The following is a 20,183-nucleotide window of genomic DNA, read 5'->3' on the forward strand; positions in this document are numbered from 1 at the left end:
ACAAGGATGATTTCGTCATGGAATGGCTAAGAAGATTTTCTTTCCATCGCAAACTGCAAGTCTCATTCCTGATTCTTATTCTGTTTCCTTTTATCGCCGTAACCTTCTGGTCATACTCTTCCGTGAAGCAAAATGTGAGCGATAAACTGGTGCGCTCCAATGAGGAGACGCTTACGGTTATTGCGAATCAGATCGGGAAGACGATCGACAGCATCTCCTTTGCTTCCGTCTATTTCTCTCAAACCTACAACCCGGATATTCTGGAAAGCTTTCGGCATCTGAAGGATGCTGAGAGCTTTACAAATTTTGCGTCGTATGATTATTACTCCAGGCTAAAGTCCATGGCCGATATTTTGTCGGTGCAGTCGGCGGATGCCAACCTGAAAATGATGATCGTCAACAAACAGAACCGGATTATTATGGGAGACGGCTCTGTTCCGGTGTTTTCGGAGCTTTCGGAGCGGTTCCTGCGGGAGAGCGGCAAGCTTGACGAGAACGAAACAACGACGCTGCAATGGTTCCCCTCCGGCGAAGCCCACTCGGACCCAGACTACTATTATGCCGCACGTATCATTATCGACCCGCGCAATCATGAGAAGGTAGCAACACTGTTCATCGGAATTCCAAAATCTTATTTTCACAGTCTGCTTGAGACCGGTAATCCGGACATCTTCTTCTTGCTGAGCACCCGGTCGGGGGAGACCATTGCGGTTAAAGGCAAGAACGAGACTACGGCTTCCGGGGACATGCTGGTAAGCACAGTCTTGATTCCGAAGACCGGCTGGGTGCTTTCCTCCCAAATGCCCCGGGGGTTTATCGACGGTCAAATCAATCGGGAATTTATGGTAACCATCTCGGTTGTCGGATTGTTCTTTTTGGCCTTTTTGATCTTGTCCATGCTCTGGGCGGGTCATATCAACAGGCCGATTAGCCTGCTCCGTGCCAGTGTCAAGCAATATGTCGGGGGGAAGCGGGATATCCGGATTCCGGTGAAGGGCAAAGACGAGGTTGCCGTTCTCTCCTCCGCGTTCAACCAGATGCTGGACGATATCAACGGGCTTCTGCACCAGGTGGAGAGCGAGCAGGAGGAGAAGCGCCTGCTGGAGCTTCAAGCGCTGGCAGCGCAAATCCGGCCGCATTTTCTGCTGAACACGCTGAATTCGATCAAGGTCAGCTTGCTGCTGGCCGGAGATGAGCCGCACGGCACGATGGTGGATGCCTTGATGAAGCTGCTCCGCGCGTATGTTCATGTGGATCAGCCGCTTAAGCTGGCTGAGGAGTGCAAGGTGCTGGGAAGCTATGTTCAGGTCATGCAGATCCGCAACCGGCTGAGTATTGACTTCCATTACGAGCTGGGAGAAGGAACGGAATCGATTGAGCTGCCGAGGCTGCTGCTGCAGCCCATCGTGGAGAATGCGATCTATCACGGCTTTTCTTCCAGGCCGGAGAATCCAAGGATTGAGCTGCGGGCAGCGCTTCATAACCAGAGGCTTGAGATCGTGATCAGCGACAATGGCCGTGGCATGGCGGAAGAGACGGTTGCGCGGCTAAACCGGCGGCTGTCCGGCATGGAGGACGAGCTCTCCCGGCAGCAAGATAAAGGTGTGGGCCTGATTAATACGGCCCGAAGACTGCAGGTGCTGTTCGGGTACCAGGCACGTCTGACGGCGGAGACCCGCGAGGGCGGAGGCATGAGCTTCAGCCTGTTCATTCCGATAGCAAACAGCAAGGAGGCGGTTATTCATGATGACAATAATGCTGATCGATGATGATGTTCCGATGCTTGAGTACGTGGCGTACTTGCTGGAATCAATTGATCTGGGGCTGAAGCTTGTCGCTTCGGCTTCCAGCAGCGGTCAGGCGCTGGAAGACTTCCACGAAACGCTGCCGGATCTCGTAGTCATTGATATCGGACTGCCTGGAATGGACGGGCTTGAGCTGGCGGAGGCGTTTCGGATCACTAAACCGGAGGTCCGGCTTATTTTCCTGACCTGCTATGAAGATTTCCAATATTCCAAGCGGGCGTTCCAGCTCGAAGCCGACGATTATCTGATCAAGGATGAACTGTCGCCTGAGCAGCTTAAAGCCAGTCTGAGCAAGGCAGTAAGCCGCTTCCGTAGCCGGGAGGAGCTGCTGGAGCGCTATTCGTTCCGGCAGGCGATCGAACGCAATAAAGAGGTGCTGCGCCAGAGCTTTCTGAAGCAATTGCTGTCTCCGGGCAGCGATACGGATCAGATGCTCTTATTGGGCGAGCGGCTAGGCATCTCCTGGAAGCTGCCCTATTTCCGCCAGGGCTTCATTCATATCGACGCCGCTGCGCTGACTGAGCGCTACGGTTACGGAGACGTGCCGCTGATTCATTTTGCCGCAAACAATATTGCGATGGAATTATCCGAGGGACCGGCGGCGATTACGCCGATCCTGACCGAGGAGATGGGGATTTATCTCATCTGGAACGTATCCGCCCCGGACGCTTCGTACCAGCCTCTGCTTGATTTCATGGAATCGCTCTGCGAAAAGGCGGAGCAATATTTGAAGATTAAGGCGCGGGGATTCTATTCGACCCGGACTGTGTTGCTGCAGCAATTGGATACCGTGTATAAAACGCTTGGCGAATGCCGGGACGATGGCTTTTACGAGACAGACCGGGACACGGAAGCAGTTACGGCTGTAGAGCCCCGGGCCGATTTCCTGCAAACGACGGAACGGAGAGGGGATAAGGAAAGGGCCATGCTTTCGCTGGCGCTTGAGGAGGGAAATGCGGCATGGATCGATATGGCGGTTAATTCGTGGACCCAACATGCGGCATCAGAGCGGCTCCTGCCCCGGCAAGTGAAGGAAATCTGCGGTAACTTTGTCCGCCAGATGGCATTTGAGTCGAACGGGGTTATCGACAGCAGCTTTTTCCTCTGGCTCGGACAGGCCGTGCACATCGATGAGGCAGCCCGTTTGACCAAGCGGGAGCTGCGGAATCTGTGGAGACAGCATACGTTGGCGCCGGTGCCGGTCCAGGGAAAGGATATCCGTCTGCAGGCGATCGACCAATTTCTTGACGAGCATGCCGATCAGATGATTACCTCTTTGGATATGGCGGAGCATTTACATTTGAATGCCAGCTATTTCTCCAGATACTTCAAGAAGCTGGCCGGCGTGAACTTCACCGATTACGTCAACCAGTACAAAATTAATATGGCGATTGCGATGCTGAGCCGGCGGAACGAAACGGTAGAGAATGTGGCGTATACCCTTGGTTTCTCCGATAGGGCCTATTTTTCCAAGGTATTCAAGAAATACAGCGGAAAGAGCCCAAGTGAATATAAAATTTCCTTCTGCAATGAAGCGGAGGAATGAATCCCAGGCTTGCCTGCAAGCGGGCGGATTACAAATTACAACATATCAAGGAGTGATGGATGTGAAAAGAAGAAGCAAGGCGATCCTGCCCCTGGTCATTCTTATCAGCCTTCTGCTAACGAGTCTGGTGTCGGGCGCAGCAAGTCCGGCTGCAAGGGCAGCGGGCACTACGTATTACGTGGATTCCTCGCTGGGCAATGATAGTTCGGCGGGAACCAGCGAAGGGACGGCATGGAAAACGTTGGCCAAGGTAAACGCGATGACCTTTTCCCCCGGCGACCGTATTTTACTTAAGGCCGGAAGCGTGTGGAGCGATCAGTATCTGGACCTCAAGGGCTCGGGGGCAGAGGGAAGCCCGATTGTTGTAGATCAATATGGAAGCGGTTCCAAACCGCTGATTCACTTTGGAAATACGAGCGTGAACGGGGAAGGGTTCGGCGTTCGGCTTCGCAATGTATCCTACTGGGAAATCAACAACCTGGAGATTACGAGCGGCCAGCAGCCGACCGACATGAGAAGGCATGGCGTCCTTGTAGTAGGGGAAGGAACAGGTGCGGGAAGCTTCATGCATATTCACATCAAGAACCTGAGCATCCATGATATTTTTGGTACGGACCGCCGTACGGGGGGCATCAATTTCCATGCCAGAGGTACAAATACGGCTCTCGAGAGCACGTGGGACGGCATTCTGATTGAGAACAATACAATCATCAACGTGGCGGATACCGGAATTCAGACGATGACGGACGCGTTCTCGAACAGTGCATGGACACATAAATCCGATGCATTCAAAAACGTGGTGATCCGCGGCAACTATGTGGAGAAGATCCACCGTGACGGCATTTTGGTCCGGGCAGGCGTATCTCCGCTCATTGAGTACAATACGACCAATGCCATCGGCAATGCATGTGACGTAAATACCGGTGTCGTGAGCTATCTCGACCATATTGCCGTCGTTGCGGCGCAATGGGCGTACTATACGACGGGAGCGGTGTTCCAGTACAATGAAGCCTTCGATACCCGCAAGCTGGAAGGCGACGGTCAGCCTTGGGATTTTGACGTACAAGTCAAAGAAAGCGTGTATCAATATAACTACAGCCACAACAATCAAGGCGGAACGCTGCTCGTCATGAACGACACGGACGAGAACATCTTCCGTTACAATATCAGCCAGAATGATCTTGATGCAAACGGCGCGTTTCACTTGACCAGCGGTGGGGGCGATCTGTACATCTACAACAATATCATTTACCGCTCCGGCACGCAGAACCGGGCACTGACGCATGCCAGCAACACTGGAATGGCCTACTATAAGAACAATATCTTTTACAATGGTGCGAGCGGCCAGTACACCAACAGTCCCAGAATGGCCTATGATCATAACAGCTTCTACGGCTTGAACTCCAGCGTGGCAAACGATCCTTACAAAATCGTTGGCGATCCGAAGTTCGTCAATCCGAATACCGCAACCGGGCGGGCAACGGCAGACGGTTACAAGCTACTGCCTACATCGCCGCTAATTGATGCCGGTGTGACGGTTGCCGCAAACGGCGGCAAGGATTTCTTCGGCAATCCGTTGTACAACGGTGCGCCGGATATCGGGGCGTATGAGTATCAGGGTACGATTCCGCAGCCGGTGACGATCTTCTCCGATGACTTTGAGGACAACGACTTCAGCGATTGGACGGTCTCCGGCGGCTCCTGGAATTTGACGACGGACGGCAGTCTGACGTTGTCGCAAAATACAGCTTCCGGCGAAGCGATAGCTTATACCGGCAATGCGTCCTGGAACGATTATACGTATTCCGCCAGAATCAAGCTGCTCACGGCCTCCGGCAATGTGGGACTGCTGTTCCGGTACGTGGATAACTCTAATTATTATACGCTGCGCTTGAACGACAGCGGTGACAAGCTTGAATTGTACAAGAAAAGCGGCGGGACCATGACGCTGGTCAGCAGTACGGGCTATGCTGTAACCCCGGGCCAATGGGCGGCCATGAAGGTGTCTGTCAGCGGCAATGTAATTATCGGCTATGTCGATGGCGTCCAGCTTCTCCAATGGACTGACGCATCGCCTCTGCCTGCGGGCAAAATCGGAATCCGTATGCATACCAGTGCGGCCCGGATGGACGATGTGAAGGTCGTTCAGTAGTGAGAGTCGTTCAGTACATTCAGTAATCTTCCGTATGAAGCAGGGGCTGAGGGTGGCAGAAAGGAGGAGGGATGGACCATGATTCAAATTAATCGCAAAAAGACTTATCTGTTCTTCGCAGGCGTTATCCCTGTTCTGCTTATCCTTGTGCTGCTTGGTGTGCGATGGTTCGGGCAGCCGCCTGCTTCCGTTTCGGATGGGTTTCCGGTACAGACACAGGTTCCTCAGGATGGGGATGCGGTAGTGGCAACGGTAAACGGTGCGCCTGTGACGAAGAAGGAGTTCAAGACCCGCCTGCCGGAGCAGCGCGCCGGGATCATGACGTACTTTCAGCAAACCTATGGCTGCGATCCCGGCGGTACGGACTTTTGGAGCACACCCTGCGGCGGTGAAGCTCCGGTTGCGAGGCTGAAGGCAACGACACTTCGTCTTCTGGTAGAGGATCGGGTTCGCGAGCTGGCCGCGGATAGGGCGGGAATATCTGTGGCTATCGGTTATGATGCTTTTCTGAAGGAGTGGGAAGCGGAAAACCGGATCCGAGCCAACCAGCTCGCCGCCGGTCAAGTGATTTACGGTCCCCGCGAATACAGCGAACCGGCCTATTACCGGTATGTCGTCTCCAACACTATTCTTGGCCTGAAGCAATGGCTGCTGGAGCATGACGGACCGCCGACAGAGGAACAGCTTAGGCAAGCATATGCCGACAGCATCTCCGGCAAATCGGATCCGCCAGCTTTTGAAACGGTCCGGGATGCTTTGATTCAGCAGTGGAGCGAGGAACGCTACGAGAGCTGGTTCAAGTCCCAACTGGAGCAGGCCGAGGTAGAGGTAAACCAGCAGGTTTACGAGGGAATAATACTGTAAAATATACCTTACCAATTCATAGGGTCATGTTTGCATCTATTTTCTCATACATATGGGATGAATAAAGGGTTGACAAATGATAATGATTATCAGTATCTTTAAATTTAGGAAAAGTTATGATGAAGATTAAGTGAAGATTCGGCGGGATGACGCTAGCTTGTTGATTCAGGCCCCTTCTTCAAGCCATATATGGAAAGGAAGATCAACATGGCATCATTGAAAACTTCGCATCTGGATATCGCATATGAGGATCGTCTAATTGTTCAAGACTTGAATATTTCGATACCGCCAGGTATGATCACAGCACTTGTAGGGGCTAACGGTTCAGGAAAATCGACTATTTTGAAGACGATGGCCCGTATACTGCAGCCGAAGAACGGAAACGTATTGCTGGATGGGAGATCGATCCACAAGCAGTCTACGCGTGAAGTGGCGAAGCAGCTGGCTATTTTGCCGCAGAATCCGACCGCGCCGGAAGGCTTGACGGTATATGAGTTAATTTCTTATGGCCGCTTCCCGCACCAAAAGGGCTTCGGAGGTCTGAAGGCCGAGGATCGCAAGGTGATCGACTGGGCGATTGAAGCTACCCGGATGCAGGAATTCAGTGACCGTGCGCTTGAGCATCTGTCCGGAGGACAGCGCCAGCGTGCTTGGATCGCGATGGCTTTGGCGCAAGAGACCGATATTTTGTTCCTGGATGAGCCGACAACCTTTTTGGATATGGCTCACCAGCTTGAAGTGCTCCAGCTCTTGGAAGAGCTGAATGCGGAGTCGGGCCGGACGATTGTTATGGTCGTGCATGATTTGAACCATGCCGCGCGTTATGCTCATCATATGATTGCGATCAAGCAGGGGGAAGCTGTTGCTCAGGGCAAGCCGGAAGAGGTCGTAACGTCAGAGGTGCTCCGTGAGGTATTCGGCATCGAGGCTGATATTGTTACCGATCCCCGCAGCGGTGTTCCGCTCTGCCTGCCTTATGAGCTCTATCGGGCGGCTACCGAAGGGAAAGTGCGCAGTCAGAAGCAAAAGGACGGCACTATAAAGGTAGCCTCGAATCTGTAAATCTCACAACAGGTAGAACACCGGAGTAAGGAGAAGCTTCAGATGAATATAGATTATGGCCTGCTGAACCAGGCGCTGTATGTCGTGACGGAAAAAGACCCGGATGCCTTGCTTGCAATGCCGGTATCGCGGCTGGCTGCCTCTGAGGGCATGCAGACCTTTTTGAACGAATATATGCCGATGATTAAAGGCCGTGACCTTCAGGTTGCGGCTACTTATTTTGCGGCGAGCTGGCGGACGATGCTGACTGCCCATATGTATTTTATGACGGCTTGCGAAGGGAGTCCGGATGTATCGCTTCAGAACCTGACGCTGGAGATCAGAATGATGAATCAATATCCTTGCATCTTCTTTGTGATCGGCTGTCTTGAAGTTCATGCTTGGCCGGCTGTACGTGATGAAGCTTGGCGTCAGGAGACCGCTGGACACTGGCTGGAGACGACGCTCCGCCCGGTAATGGAGATGACCGCCGAGGTTACGGGGGTGCCTGTAGGGCAACTATGGGGGCAAATGCCGCTCGGTGTGGAATTCTATCTGGATTACTTGGGGAAAATGACCGGAGAGCCTGACCTGCATGAGAGAATGGCGGAGCAAAAGGAATTCCTGGCGAAGGAGTTGTCTGCTACCTGGTTCGGCTTATCCCGCAATCCCTTCGACCTGAAAGCGGTATGGCTGGATGATCCCTATCGTCCCGGACAAAAAACTCGCATGAAGCCTACCTGCTGCCTGGCTTATCGGACGGATACCGGACATGGCTATTGCTACGGCTGCCCCAAACTGACCAAAGCGGAGCGGGCAGCTAAATATGAGGAAATTGTCAAGGCTCAGGCTCTCCTGTAGCCTTGCTTCAGTTCGGGGTTGAATCCGCTTACGAGGTATGAAATGATGGAGAGGACAGATACCGAACTGAGGAGGAGCGGACAAATATGGCGGAAGATGCGAACACAATAGAAATATGGGATGAGAAGAAGGAGAAGCTTCGCAAATACCGATATCTGAATGCGTTAGCTCGTAAGGGTGAGACGGTTTTTGCCGGCTCATCGCTGATGGAATTTTTCCCGATTAACGAGTTCCAGCAGATTCTCGATCAGCGTTATTGTATTTACAACCGGGGGATCGCGGGCTATGTAACGGCAGAGCTGCTGGCATCGATGGAGACTTGTATTTTTGAGCTGGAGCCTTCAAAGCTCTTTATTAATATCGGGACGAATGATATCAGTGCGCCGGAATATACGCTGGAGGGTTTGATCTCCAATTATGATGAAATTCTCAGCCAGGTTGCCAAGCGTCTGCCGAATTGCCAGGTTTATGTGATGTCCTATTATCCGGTCAACGGGGTAGCGGAGTTCCCGCATGTGCCGAAGGAATCGATGGGGGACGTCTTTGAGCGCAGATCGAATGCGGCAATCCGAGAAGCGAATGAGGCGGTAGAACGGCTGGCAGGCAAATTCGGGTTTACGTACATTGACGTGAATGAGGGACTGAGTGATGAAGACGGTAATCTGAAAGCAGAATTCGGCACGGATGGAATACATATGCTTCCTAACGGCTACGCGGTAGTGCTCCGCAATATGCTGGAATACTTGTAGTTATAAGGGCCATTCAGGGCAAACTCCTGAATGGTCCTTTAAATTTATGGACAATGTACTATGTGCGGAGTGAGTTAATAAAAATTTTATTTTAAATTGTGAATAATTTGCGAAATGAGTTTAAAAAGGTTGCGATGTGAAAAATGTCACACTATAATATGATTATAGGTGAATAAATTCACAATTCGATGATTATTCCTAACACCCAGAGGAGGATTTAAATATGAAAATTGCAGTCATTGGATGTACTCACGCGGGAACGTCGGCTATTGTCAATATCGCAAAATGCTATCCAGAGGCAGAAATTACGGTTTACGAGAAGAATGATAATATTTCGTTTTTATCCTGCGGTATAGCACTTTATGTCGGCGGGATGGTTAGTGACGCCCAGGGCTTGTTCTATTCATCTCCTGAACAGCTCGCAGAGCTGGGTGTGACAACCAAAATGCGTCATGAGGTAACAAAGATCGAGACGGATGCGAAGAAGCTGCGGGCACGTAATCTGGAGACAGGCGAAGAGCTGGAGGATACCTTCGATAAACTGGTTATGACGACAGGCTCCTGGCCGATTGTACCGAAATTTGAGGGGATTGAGCTGGACAATATTTTGCTCTCTAAAAACTTTAACCATTCCAATACAATTATTGAAAAGTCCAAGCAGGCCAAGAACATCGTGGTCGTCGGCGCAGGTTACATCGGGGTCGAGCTGGTAGAGGCTTTCCAATTGAACGGGAAAAACGTAACGCTGATTGATGCGGAGCCTCGTATTCTAAGCAAGTATCTTGACGCGGAGTATACGGACCAGATCGAAGCTTCTCTGCGGAGCCGCAATATTGAGCTTGCTTTAAGGGAGAAAGTTACAAAATTCACAGGTGAAAATGGCAAGGTGAGCAAGGTTGTGACAGACCGTGGAGAATACTCGGCAGACTTGGTCATCCTGTGCATCGGCTTCCGTCCTAACACAGGGCTTCTTCGCGGACAAGTGGATATGCTCGATAACGGCGCTATTATCGTAGATGAATATATGCGTACAAGCAAGAGTGATGTCTACGCGGCCGGTGACAGCTGCGCCGTATTCTATAATCCGACCCAGACCCATGCTTACATTCCGCTGGCTACAAATGCGGTTCGGATGGGGACGCTGGTCGCTCGAAATTTAATGACCCCTACGGTGAAATATATGGGTACGCAAGGCACCTCGGGAATTAAGATTTACGAGGACCATATTGCCGCAACCGGGATGACGGAGGCCTCGGCCAAGGAGGCAGGCATTGATGCGGAAGCTGTGACCGTTAACGATCATTACCGGCCTGAATTTATGCCTACGCATGAGACTGTGATGCTGAAAGTGGTCTATGAAAAATCAACCCGGCGGATCCTCGGCGCACAGATGATGTCCAAGGTGGATTTGACTCAATCGGTCAACACTCTTTCGGTCTGCATCCAAAATGGCATGAAGATGGAAGAATTGGCTTTCGTGGACTTCTTCTTCCAGCCGCATTATAACAAGCCATGGAATTTCCTGAACAGTGCAGGACTTGGAGCGTTGCCCGAAGTTCCGCAATCCGCCCACGAGACGGGGCGTGTCTGAATTTTCTGCGATCTCCGTGATCTCAATTCTGTGAAGTTTTTCACTTCGGGGAAGGTATCGTGACTTATGTTACTTATTTGAGGCGCTTCGCACGGTACAATATAAAGCGGATTTTAAAGTAGCCGAATAGAACAAGTCACAAAGGAGATTGAAATCATGGCTTATAATAAACCGGATCAAATCGCGAAAGTCACGGTAGAGATGGGTGTCAAGAAGGCGCATAATCCGCTGTTGACCGTGTTGATTCTCGGATTTTTGGGCGGGGCGTTTATTGCGATGGGCTTCCTGCTGGATATTCGCGTTATTGCAGGAGCACCGGCTGAATGGGGCGGTATCTCCGGCTTTATCGGAGCAGCGGTGTTCCCGATTGGTCTGATCCTTGTATTGCTTGCCGGCGGTGAACTGCTGACAGGCAATATGATGGCTGTGCCGCTGGCGCGGATAGCGGGCAGGATTTCCACAGGCGAGATGATCAAGAACCTCCTGTTGATTACGATTACTAACTTTCTCGGCGCTCTGTTTGTCGCTTACTTCTTCGGGCATGTTGTGGGCCTGACCGGAAGCGGCGTGTATCTGGAGAAGCTGGTGGATATGGCTGGACACAAGCTGGACGATAGTTTCGTGCAAGCGTTCGTCTCGGGGATCGGCTGTAACTGGCTGGTAGCCCTGGCTGTATGGCTCTCTTATGGGGCCGACAATATGAGCGGTAAAATTCTCGGCATCTGGTTCCCGACGATGGCCTTCGTTGCAATCGGCTTTCAGCACGTGGTCGCCAACATGTTCTTGATTCCGGCAGCGATCTTCGAAGGGTACTACTCCTGGGGAGAATACCTGATTAACTTTGTACCGGTATGGCTGGGTAACTTGACCGGCGGAGCCTTGTTTGTAGCAGGAGCTTATTGGCTCGCCTATCTGAAGGATGGCAAGAAGGAAGCGGCTGCTCCAGCTCAGGAACTGGTGTCTGAGCGTCAGGCCGGGTAGTAGTAAGCCGATGGTAAGCAATTCCTAAGGGACATTAAAGAGGGCAGACGGTTGAATGAACCGGGTCTGCCCTTTCTTTTTTGAAATTCTATTGAAGTCAAGGCTTCCAGATCTGGTAATTTCCGCTTAAGGCCAGGAGTGAGAAGAAGTACAAGCAGTTATCGTAATAGCGCCGGTCGCCCGTCCGCAACGGCGTATTCCAGAACAACTCCACGCTCACCCGGGCGTGCTCCCCTTCTGCAGCCAGAGAGGCCATCGCATTAGTTGCCAGCAGCCCGACGGGATGCAGCGATTTTTCCTCAAACGGTTTGCCCTCGATCGTGTATCTGCGATAATCCTCCGGCCGCTTGTCGGTGAAGAATGCCTGAATTCTTTCCGCCACACCCCGTTCCCACGGGTCCGCCGCGAACCATTCCCAGTCCAGCCCCAAATTGGCGGCTACCCGATATGAATCGCTGAAGAAGTGTCCGAATCCTCGCTCATTATTCGGCGTACCGTCATAATAGGCGTATTCAGGAGCCAGACCGGTTTCGGGGTGGCAGGCGGATTTCAAGTACTCACGGCTGGCCGATGCCGCTTCCTTCCAGAACGGACGATCCTCGGGATAGGCCCACAGCGCAAACAATTCATAAAAATGCGGCAAATGGTAGGATGGGTCCGAGAATTCACAGTTCGGAATGAACTTGATCAGCTTGTTGCGCGGATCCCACATCGGATCGCCGATCCCGTCTTCCCCTTTATGAAGGCAGGTCCGGAGCAAATCGCGCGCCTGCGTCCCATAATTGAATGGTGCTTCCCGGTCGCCCCACCGGTGGGACGCAAAGAATAGCGCCAACGCAAAATACTCCTCCCCGTCAGGGGCCGGCCCATCCGACAGCCGTGAACCGTCCGGGGCACAGGACCAGGCGAAATATCCCGCATTTACTCCTTCGGTCATGTGCATATGCGCCACCGTCCATTTCCAAAGCCGATCAAACACCTCCTGCCGATCCATTTGCACGGCCATCATCATACCGTAGGACATTCCTTCGGTCCGCACATCCAGGTTGCCGGTGTCGAGCATATACCCCATATCATCGCCGGACTCATGATAGATTCGGGTATCCTCCCCGCCCTCGAACAATTCCCGCCAGGTCTCCTCCAGACGCTCGTGAATCTCCGCCTTCTCATACCCGAATTCCGCCAGCAAGTTTCTATATTCCCCTGTGAAAAATGCTCCCGCATGATTATTCATCGGTTCAAAAGCCTCCCTGTACCTTCATTTTCAAACCAATTTATTCATCTCCCATGTTATTATCTCCTTTAGTAAAGCGGTTTCAAAGATTCACTTTTAAAGGAATTACCTTGTTTATTTCAGATGTCCTGTGCTAAACGGCGAGGCCGGGAGGCCCTCCCGATTGTACAGATTTGCTTGCGCGGGATTGTTGGCCCAGGCATATCGAACATGAACAGGCTGCTTAATAAGGTCATGCATGACGAGGACGGTATCGCCGGAAATCACGGCTTGCGCTGGAACAAACACATCTTCCGGCCCGCAGACCGCGAACCCTTTAAGCACTCCGCCGCCCTTGGCGACCAGCCCGCTTCCGGTATGGTCGAACCGTAGGCGTACGCCATCTCCGGTAAGCTCCATCTCTTTGAACATCGGCCCGCTGAAGATCAGGTCATTTTCGCCATAAGCCAATCTGAGGGCGCCTAGCGCTAAACGCTGGCCGACGGTTTTCTTGTCCTGCGGGTGCAGATCGTTGTATTCGCCGATATCTATCGTAACGGCCATCGCCGTGCCCGGAATCTGCAGCCCTTTGCGTTGTTCCTCGCGAAGCTCGGCCCAATTGGTCTGCGGATCGCCCTCTTCGCCCAAGTTGGCGAGCTGCGTATAGATGAAGGGGAAGTCCCCGACCCCCCATTGGCCACGCCAATCCGCAACTAACACCTCGAACAGCTTGCTGTATCCGGCAGGGTGATCCGTATTGGACTCGCCTTGGTACCATAACGCCCCCTTGATCCGGTAATCGCGCAAGGGCGAGATCATGCCATTGTACACCCCGGAGGGTTTATAGTGAAAAAATGTCTGCTGCTGCATAGCCTCGGTAATGGCTCCGACCCGGTATTTCCAAACGCCGATGAGGTCCAATTCCTGTCCGCAGGCCAGCAGTCGATAAGGCATATCTTTCACAAATGCTCCTGTATTATGAGTACTGATGACGCGCACGGCGATTGTATTTTTTCCGGGCTTTAATAATCCGGCGGGAATGGAGTAGCGCCTTGGCGGATACCTGTAGCCGGTATTGCCGATACAAACGCCGTTAACATAAGTATCATCCGCATCAATGACCGTTCCCAGCTTTAAGCAGGCGTTGCCTTCGGTCATGGACTTGGGGAGGTCGATCTCCTTGCGGAACCAGACACTGCCCCGAACGTGCTCAAGCTCGCCGCCTGTCCATGATCCCGGAAGCTCGAAATCTTGCCAATCGGCGGTATTCCATGACTCGCTGTACCAGCCTTCTTTTAAACCAAGATCGGCGTTATTCAGGCGGACATACCAGGTATTGCCCCGCTCTTCGTCCGCCGCCTTGGCGGCAATGACATATTGGTCGTCTTTGCATTGCTCCAGGACGTCTTCATATCCGCCAATACGCCGAAGGGATCCTTCGCTGATCCATGCCTCAATCGGCGTTCCTCCTACCGCGGTTAAAATCAAGCCGATAGGGACCTGGTGTTTTTCATAGATTTCTTTGGCAAAAAAGAAACCGGCGGCGCTAAAGTTCAGCACATCCTCCGAGGTGGCGGCAATCCACCCGCCTCCCGGCAGCTCGCTTTGCGGAGCATGGAAATTATAGCTTATCGGCATGGAGAACTGGCGAATCCAAGGGAGTTGAACATCCTTCACCTCATCGGCCAACAAATCAAGGGTCCGGCGGACAGGCAGCTCCATATTGGACTGGCCGCCAAGCACCCACACGTCTCCGACGAGAATATTCCGGATGACGCTTGCCTCGCTGCCAGCCGAGATCACCATCTCGAACGGACCGCCCGGCTCCGTCTCGTCCAAATCAATTCGCCAGTCCCCGGCGGAATCGGCAAACGCATCGTATTTTTTTTCGTTAAAACGGATCTGTATGGCCTGCCCGGCCGCGGCTTTACCCCAGATGCCGACCTTTTCGTTTCGTTGCAAGACCATGCCGTCGCTCAGAATGCTGGATAAAATCATGGTTCTCCACCTTTCAGAAGGATCTCGTTGGATACTCATTCTACTGATGAGGGCTATTTCCTTCTGAGTATAAGCACATACAAATTACTGGCAAAAGAGAACTAAGATTTTCACGATAAGAGCTTAATTTTCGATATAGAGAATGTACGGGTTCTCATTTAGGTTGAGGGTAATAAGTTTTCCTGTTCTCAAACGACAAGGGTATGTTAGCATAATTAATGAGTACGCTTTCAAAAAGAGCAAACCAGTTCAACTTCAGGGGAGCGATATATCGATGATGAATGTGCTATTGGTGGATGACGAGCCTTGGGTAATCGAGGGGCTCCGCACGATGGTGAATTGGAAGGATTACGGGTTTCAAGTGTGCGGTGAGGCCTCCAATGGTCCTGATGCATTCAGGATGATTCAGGAGCTTGAGCCGGAGCTGGTTCTGACGGATATTAACATGCCGGTGATTAGCGGTTTGGAGTTGATTGAGCGATCGAACCGGGTGATGGCTAGACCTCCGAAGTTTATCATATTGAGCGGGTACGACAATTTTAATTATGCGCTTACCGCGATGCATCAGCGGGTTACGGAATATTTACTTAAACCGATCGACGAGGAAGAAATTGAAGCGGTGCTGTTCCGCCTGGGCGAGAGAATTGTGGAAGAGCTTGAAACGGAGCAAAGCCAAAGCCGCATGCATTTTTTGCTGGCGAACAATTTGCTGAACCGCTTGATTCAAGGAGAAGACAGTGAGCAACTGATGCATCAGACAGCACATGCCCTTCTGCTTCCGGAGGATGCCTTGCTGCGCTGCGTTCTGATTGAGGCTTCCGGGGACACTTCCGATTTGCGCAGCCGGGTGCGGAAGTATTTTGCGGAAACACCGGGGCGTATATTCGAGGATAGTGCGGGAAGGCTCGGCATAATTCTGCCTGATGATAAATTCCCTTTCTGCCGGGTACAGGAGCTCGCCGTACGACTTTACAATGAACTTACGGATGAGTCGAACGGGACGGTAATCGTAACGGTCAGCAGCGCTCTTCAAGGAATCGGTTCGGTTCGCGAACTGTATGTACAGGCGCTCGAGATTAATAAATGCAAGCGTTGTCAGGGAAGAGACGGTGTGTATAATTACAGGGATTTGCGGCAGGACGGAAATTCCGGCAATTACGCCAAGGAGAAATTCAAGCAGCTTCTCGAGCTTGTGATGACGGCCCAAACCGGTAAAATTCACTCCGCCGTGGAAGACGCGCTGGCTTCCATTACAGAAGGGCTGCCCGACCTGAAGCATGGCATGGCCCATGTGGCCGACCTCGAATTGAATCTTTGCAGACGGATCGGGGAAATGAACGGGGAACCGGATGCATTCATGAAGAAAGTCCAGGACGAATATGGTAATACCGGGAGCTTCGAGACCTACTCGTCCTTGAAAAAATATGTCCTTGAGCTTTGCCTGGAAGCGGCTAACGACCTTGCTAGGCTGGAGGAAAAGAACGAGAATAATACGATCTTCCATGTCATTCAATACGTGGACCGGGAATACCGCGGCAAGCTGCAATTACAGGACCTGGCTAAAATGTTTCATATGAATTCAACCTATCTCGGTCAGTTGTTTAAAAAAGAGACCGGTAAACCGTTCAACGATTACCTGAATGAAAAAAGAATCGAGGAAGCCAAGCGGCTGCTGAAACGAACTCAGATGAAAATTTCCGAAATCGCGCTTCAGGTCGGATACCCCAATACGGACTATTTTATCAGCAAATTCAAATGCAAGACGGGGATGCTGCCCTCTGTCTACAAACAGGAATCCAAGAGGAAAACCGCGGGTTGATTTTGCCCCTGTAGGGTCTGCCTACACTCCGTTCCTCCTTCTTCCGCTTCTCGGAACCTTCTCGGTGCTGGAAAGCTGACTTTTTGAATACGCGCTTGAAGGCAGGGTGGTGCATAAATCATGAAAAAACGCTTTAGATTCCGGACACTCATTAACGATATTCCGCTGAATTATAAATTTATACTGATCTACGTAATCGGCGTACTGCTGCCTATTATGGTGATTAACATCGTGTTTCTGGACGAGATGACCGGAATTATCAAGGAACGGGAGGAGCAAAACCTTGAAATCTCGCTCGAACGGGCCAGAAAAGATATTCACGATTATATCGACGGCGGGGTAGCGGTAGGCCATGCGCTTAGCACGGATAAGATGCTATATGAAACGCTGGACAGAAGTTACGAAGGTGCGATCGAGTTTTACGAAATGTTCAACGATCAGCTGCGGTATCGGGTCAAAAGTTATATACCGGTCAATAATCAAATTCAGAGGATCAGCATTTTTACGGATAATGACACAATTGTACCTGGCGGGGATTATCAAAAGCTCGATGACAATGTGAAGAATAGCGACTGGTATCGGCTGTGGCAGCAATCGACGCTCCCTGTACTGGTGGCGGCCTATCGGGCGACCGTAGCCAATAGCGCCACTGTGACAGGGCCTTATCTCAGCGTGATTGAGGACATGGATTACTTTGACACTTACAGTACATATGACAAGCTGCTTCGTATTGATATCGACTTGAGCAAAATTTACGATGTCATCGTACGGGAGCAGGCTTATTTAAACCTGTACCTGGTCAATGAGCGTAATGAGATCATTATGTCCGCAGACAGCGGCTACCAGCGGGGGGTTACCGATGCCTACCCGGTCTTTGAGCTTTCCGATAAAGAGAAGAACAAGGACGTTCGTGTCATCTCCATCGGAACGGCCAGTTACGTAAAGGGCTGGAAGCTGATTGGCGTGACGCAGGGGAACCGGTTATCCAGTGCTATGCTCGATATGCAGCTTTATGTGGGATTCATCGCGGCCATTATTACACTGTTTTCACTTATATTCATTTACATCATGCTCAGATCCTACAATTACCGGGTAAAACGCCTGTCCCGCCATATGCAAAAGGTTACCAACGAGAAATTCGACCTGATTCGGATCGATGAAGGGAACGATGAAATCGGCGGCTTGATCCAGAATTTCAATATCATGACGGCCCAGATCAACTCTTTAATCAACAACGTATACAAGCTTGAGATTCAGAAAAAGGATTTGGAGATGGAACAGGTAAGGGCGGAATTGAACTTTTTGCAAAGCCAAATGAATCCGCATTTTCTGTTTAACACCTTGAATGCCATTTTGGTCGTGTGCACCAAAAATAATTATTCTGATGTGACCGATATAATCAAAAGCTTGTCCAAACTGCTCCGGAGACTGCTTGGCTGGAAAGAGGACATCGTGACACTGGAAGAGGAAATTTTATTCATCGAAATGTATCTCAAAATTGAGAAATTCAGGTTCCGGGACAAGTTCGAATACGAACTGGATATTGACCCGGAGGCACTCCTTTATAAGATACCTAAGATGAGCATCCAGCCGCTGGTGGAAAATGCATGTAAACATGGGATCCAGGCGGTAGAGGGGGAGGGTATTGTCAAGATCGCAGCCTCCATATCGGACGACCGCCTCTGCATATCCGTACAGGACAACGGCAAAGGCATCGAGCCGGAAAAGCGCCGTGAGATGCTCATATCCATGCGCAGCGAGAGTACATCCGGCAACAGCATCGGTATCCGCAATGTATACCGGAGACTTGAACTGTATTATGACGATCTCGTCCGGTTCGATATCGACAGCAAACCGAATCAAGGAACGACAGTGTCCTTTGAAATTCCGATCAGGCTGCTGGACCATCAGGATTACCCGCAAGGAGAGTGATGGATGTGAGATTTAAAGTTCTTTTGATCGACGACGAGCCGGGCGCTCTGGAAGGCATGCAACTGTGGATCGATTGGGAAAAGCTTGGCTTTGAAGTTTGCGGTACTTGCTCCAACGGCGCCGAGGGGCTGAAAGTGATGGCGGAGCTTTCGCCGGATTTGGTCGTCACCGATGTCAATATGCCGCTGATGAGCGGCCTTGAGATGATTGAAGAATGGCAGAAGAACGGGAACAAGAAAATCAGCTTCGCAATTATTAGCGGATACAGTGAGTTCGAGTATGCAAGAAAAGCAATGCGCTATGGCATCACTCATTATTTGTTAAAACCGGTTGAGCCGGAAGAAGCCGCCGAAGAGCTGAGGAAGATTTACAGCGAACTACTGCATGAGGCAGAAGAACAACAATGGAGCGAGATTGCATCCTTGGAGGAGCAGGTCTTTTTGATCAGACAGTTGCTTGAGAATTGCCCGGGTTCGGAAAGGGAATATCCGGACAGTCTGAGTACGTTGTCCGCTAGCAGGGAGGCATGGAACATCTGTCTAATTCTGACTGAGCCGGCCATGTATGCTGAGCTTAGGGGAATCACGGCGGGTTTGATTGCACAGGAGCAGGCGATGTTTCTGATCGACCTGGAAATGAACCGCTTAGGCATCGTGTTCGGATATTCACCTGATCAGGGACAGGCGGACGGTATATGTCGGGTGCTCGCCGAATTTTCCGTGCGGTACAACGGACAGCGGGTAGTTGTGGCCATCGGTGCTCCCGAGGAATCGCTCTTGCATCTTGCAAACTGCTATAGAACCGCAGAAGAAGCGTTGAAATTCAAATTTTATGACCCCGATTACCCCGGGGTTATTTCTTATGCTTCAATTAAAAACAGGCATTTTCAATACCACTATGACCCGATACGGTTAGTGGATAACGCGATGGAGGCGCTAACTCTCTTGAATGCAGCCGGTTATCACGAAACGGTCACAGCTGAGGCAAACCTGTTTCGTGAATTGCCTCTCGCGCCCGAGATAGTCAAGAAGGCGCTCTTTCATTTAATGTACAAAATGAAAGAATACATGGAGGATTCCCTCGGCAAGAAGGCATCAGAAGCGCTGGTCAAATTGGACTTTTCCGCGTTGGATGCTTCGGTCATGGGCCTGAATGAATTTTTGAGTCTGTTGCTGAGCTTCGGTGACGAATGCATCGATTTGCTCAGCGAGGAACAAGAACTGAAATCACAGGGGATTGTGCAGGAGATCAACGAGTACATACGGGAGCATTACCGGGAAGGGCTGACAATCAAGAAGCTGGCGGAACGCTTTTATTTGCATCCGGTCTACTTGGGGCAATTGCTGATGAAGAAAAACGGGGTCGGATTCAATGAATGGGTGCATAACCTCCGGATCGAGGAGGCCTCCCGTCTGCTCCTGGAAAATAAGCATAAAAACAGTGAAATCGCGGAGCAGGTGGGCTATGTGAACTACAGCCAATTCCTGAAGCAGTTCGAAAAACGGATGGGAATGTCTCCGGGCGAATATAAAAGCAGGAACTAAAGTTTTGAAGGGTAATGCTTTAATTGTGTTATAGTTCGCTTTTGGCAGCGCTTTTACAATGAAGATGAGTCATTGAAAGGGCTTACA

General features: G+C 51.2%; 14 protein-coding genes. 12 read left to right on the forward strand and 2 right to left on the reverse strand.

Annotated features, from left to right (window positions below):
• Window positions 1–17 precede the first annotated feature (17 nt).
• The 9 genes from KQJ23_RS03250 to KQJ23_RS03290 all read left to right on the forward strand — a co-directional run bounded on the left by KQJ23_RS03250 (window position 18) and on the right by KQJ23_RS03290 (window position 11,590).
• Window positions 18–1,769, forward strand: coding sequence for a sensor histidine kinase (locus tag KQJ23_RS03250; RefSeq protein WP_216477240.1), 1,752 nt, complete (start codon window positions 18–20; stop codon window positions 1,767–1,769).
• Window positions 1,744–3,351, forward strand: coding sequence for a response regulator transcription factor (locus KQJ23_RS03255; RefSeq protein WP_216477241.1), 1,608 nt, complete (start codon window positions 1,744–1,746; stop codon window positions 3,349–3,351). Before KQJ23_RS03250 ends, KQJ23_RS03255 begins: the two co-directional genes overlap by 26 nt.
• Before the next feature lie 55 nt (window positions 3,352–3,406).
• Window positions 3,407–5,503 (forward strand): 3-keto-disaccharide hydrolase, encoded by a 2,097-nt coding sequence (locus KQJ23_RS03260; protein WP_216477242.1) that lies wholly within the window; start codon window positions 3,407–3,409, stop codon window positions 5,501–5,503.
• 78 nt (window positions 5,504–5,581) lie between these two features.
• Window positions 5,582–6,367, forward strand: coding sequence for a hypothetical protein (locus KQJ23_RS03265; protein WP_216477243.1), 786 nt, complete (start codon window positions 5,582–5,584; stop codon window positions 6,365–6,367).
• A gap of 207 nt (window positions 6,368–6,574) precedes the next feature.
• The gene (locus tag KQJ23_RS03270; RefSeq protein ID WP_216477244.1) at window positions 6,575–7,429 is read left to right on the forward strand and encodes an ABC transporter ATP-binding protein; all 855 of its coding nucleotides are present in this window, start codon (window positions 6,575–6,577) and stop codon (window positions 7,427–7,429) included.
• Window positions 7,430–7,471: 42 nt separating this feature from the next.
• Window positions 7,472–8,269, forward strand: coding sequence for a (2Fe-2S)-binding protein (locus tag KQJ23_RS03275; RefSeq protein ID WP_216477245.1), 798 nt, complete (start codon window positions 7,472–7,474; stop codon window positions 8,267–8,269).
• A gap of 86 nt (window positions 8,270–8,355) precedes the next feature.
• Window positions 8,356–9,018, forward strand: coding sequence for a GDSL-type esterase/lipase family protein (locus KQJ23_RS03280; RefSeq protein WP_216477246.1), 663 nt, complete (start codon window positions 8,356–8,358; stop codon window positions 9,016–9,018).
• 223 nt (window positions 9,019–9,241) lie between these two features.
• Window positions 9,242–10,609: an FAD-dependent oxidoreductase gene (locus KQJ23_RS03285; RefSeq protein ID WP_216477247.1), complete on the forward strand. Its 1,368-nt coding sequence runs from the start codon at window positions 9,242–9,244 to the stop codon at window positions 10,607–10,609.
• A gap of 156 nt (window positions 10,610–10,765) precedes the next feature.
• On the forward strand, window positions 10,766–11,590 hold the full coding sequence (locus KQJ23_RS03290; RefSeq protein ID WP_216477248.1) for a formate/nitrite transporter family protein: 825 nt from the start codon (window positions 10,766–10,768) through the stop codon (window positions 11,588–11,590).
• Between the two features lie 97 nt (window positions 11,591–11,687).
• Here the strand turns inward: KQJ23_RS03290 and KQJ23_RS03295 are convergent, their stop codons facing one another.
• On the reverse strand, window positions 11,688–12,824 hold the full coding sequence (locus KQJ23_RS03295; RefSeq protein ID WP_216477249.1) for a family 8 glycosyl hydrolase: 1,137 nt from the start codon (window positions 12,822–12,824) through the stop codon (window positions 11,688–11,690).
• Between the two features lie 114 nt (window positions 12,825–12,938).
• A complete protein-coding gene (locus KQJ23_RS03300; RefSeq protein WP_216477250.1) occupies window positions 12,939–14,801 on the reverse strand; it encodes a sialate O-acetylesterase in 1,863 nt (620 codons plus the stop codon).
• 274 nt (window positions 14,802–15,075) lie between these two features.
• On the opposite strand from KQJ23_RS03300, the gene KQJ23_RS03305 reads away from it, so the two are divergent.
• The 3 genes from KQJ23_RS03305 (at window position 15,076) to KQJ23_RS03315 (ending at window position 20,096) form a co-directional block, all read left to right on the forward strand.
• Window positions 15,076–16,620 (forward strand): response regulator transcription factor, encoded by a 1,545-nt coding sequence (locus tag KQJ23_RS03305; protein WP_216477251.1) that lies wholly within the window; start codon window positions 15,076–15,078, stop codon window positions 16,618–16,620.
• A gap of 120 nt (window positions 16,621–16,740) precedes the next feature.
• On the forward strand, window positions 16,741–18,552 hold the full coding sequence (locus KQJ23_RS03310; RefSeq protein WP_216477252.1) for a sensor histidine kinase: 1,812 nt from the start codon (window positions 16,741–16,743) through the stop codon (window positions 18,550–18,552).
• Window positions 18,552–20,096 carry a response regulator gene (locus KQJ23_RS03315; RefSeq protein ID WP_249529469.1) on the forward strand — a complete coding sequence of 515 codons (1,545 nt, stop codon included), beginning with the start codon at window positions 18,552–18,554 and terminating at the stop codon, window positions 20,094–20,096. The genes KQJ23_RS03310 and KQJ23_RS03315 overlap by 1 nt, the downstream gene beginning before the upstream one ends.
• The last annotated feature ends 87 nt before the right edge of the window (window positions 20,097–20,183 follow it).

This window comes from Paenibacillus brevis (genome assembly GCF_018919145.1).
GTDB classification, from domain to species: domain Bacteria; phylum Bacillota; class Bacilli; order Paenibacillales; family Paenibacillaceae; genus Fontibacillus; species Fontibacillus brevis.

What these genes read in the sequence shown, in the direction of transcription:
- KQJ23_RS03310 (WP_216477252.1), top strand. Translation starts at nt 16,741, where the DNA reads ATGAAAAAACGCTTTAGATTCCGGACACTCATTAACGATATTCCGCTG.
- KQJ23_RS03280 (WP_216477246.1), top strand. Translation starts at nt 8,356, where the DNA reads ATGGCGGAAGATGCGAACACAATAGAAATATGGGATGAGAAGAAGGAG.
- KQJ23_RS03290 (WP_216477248.1), top strand. Translation starts at nt 10,766, where the DNA reads ATGGCTTATAATAAACCGGATCAAATCGCGAAAGTCACGGTAGAGATG.
- KQJ23_RS03255 (WP_216477241.1), top strand. Translation starts at nt 1,744, where the DNA reads ATGATGACAATAATGCTGATCGATGATGATGTTCCGATGCTTGAGTAC.
- KQJ23_RS03300 (WP_216477250.1), bottom strand. Translation starts at nt 14,801, where the DNA reads ATGATTTTATCCAGCATTCTGAGCGACGGCATGGTCTTGCAACGAAAC.
- KQJ23_RS03265 (WP_216477243.1), top strand. Translation starts at nt 5,582, where the DNA reads ATGATTCAAATTAATCGCAAAAAGACTTATCTGTTCTTCGCAGGCGTT.
- KQJ23_RS03295 (WP_216477249.1), bottom strand. Translation starts at nt 12,824, where the DNA reads ATGAATAATCATGCGGGAGCATTTTTCACAGGGGAATATAGAAACTTG.
- KQJ23_RS03275 (WP_216477245.1), top strand. Translation starts at nt 7,472, where the DNA reads ATGAATATAGATTATGGCCTGCTGAACCAGGCGCTGTATGTCGTGACG.
- KQJ23_RS03315 (WP_249529469.1), top strand. Translation starts at nt 18,552, where the DNA reads ATGGATGTGAGATTTAAAGTTCTTTTGATCGACGACGAGCCGGGCGCT.
- KQJ23_RS03250 (WP_216477240.1), top strand. Translation starts at nt 18, where the DNA reads ATGGAATGGCTAAGAAGATTTTCTTTCCATCGCAAACTGCAAGTCTCA.
- KQJ23_RS03270 (WP_216477244.1), top strand. Translation starts at nt 6,575, where the DNA reads ATGGCATCATTGAAAACTTCGCATCTGGATATCGCATATGAGGATCGT.
- KQJ23_RS03260 (WP_216477242.1), top strand. Translation starts at nt 3,407, where the DNA reads ATGGATGTGAAAAGAAGAAGCAAGGCGATCCTGCCCCTGGTCATTCTT.
- KQJ23_RS03285 (WP_216477247.1), top strand. Translation starts at nt 9,242, where the DNA reads ATGAAAATTGCAGTCATTGGATGTACTCACGCGGGAACGTCGGCTATT.
- KQJ23_RS03305 (WP_216477251.1), top strand. Translation starts at nt 15,076, where the DNA reads ATGATGAATGTGCTATTGGTGGATGACGAGCCTTGGGTAATCGAGGGG.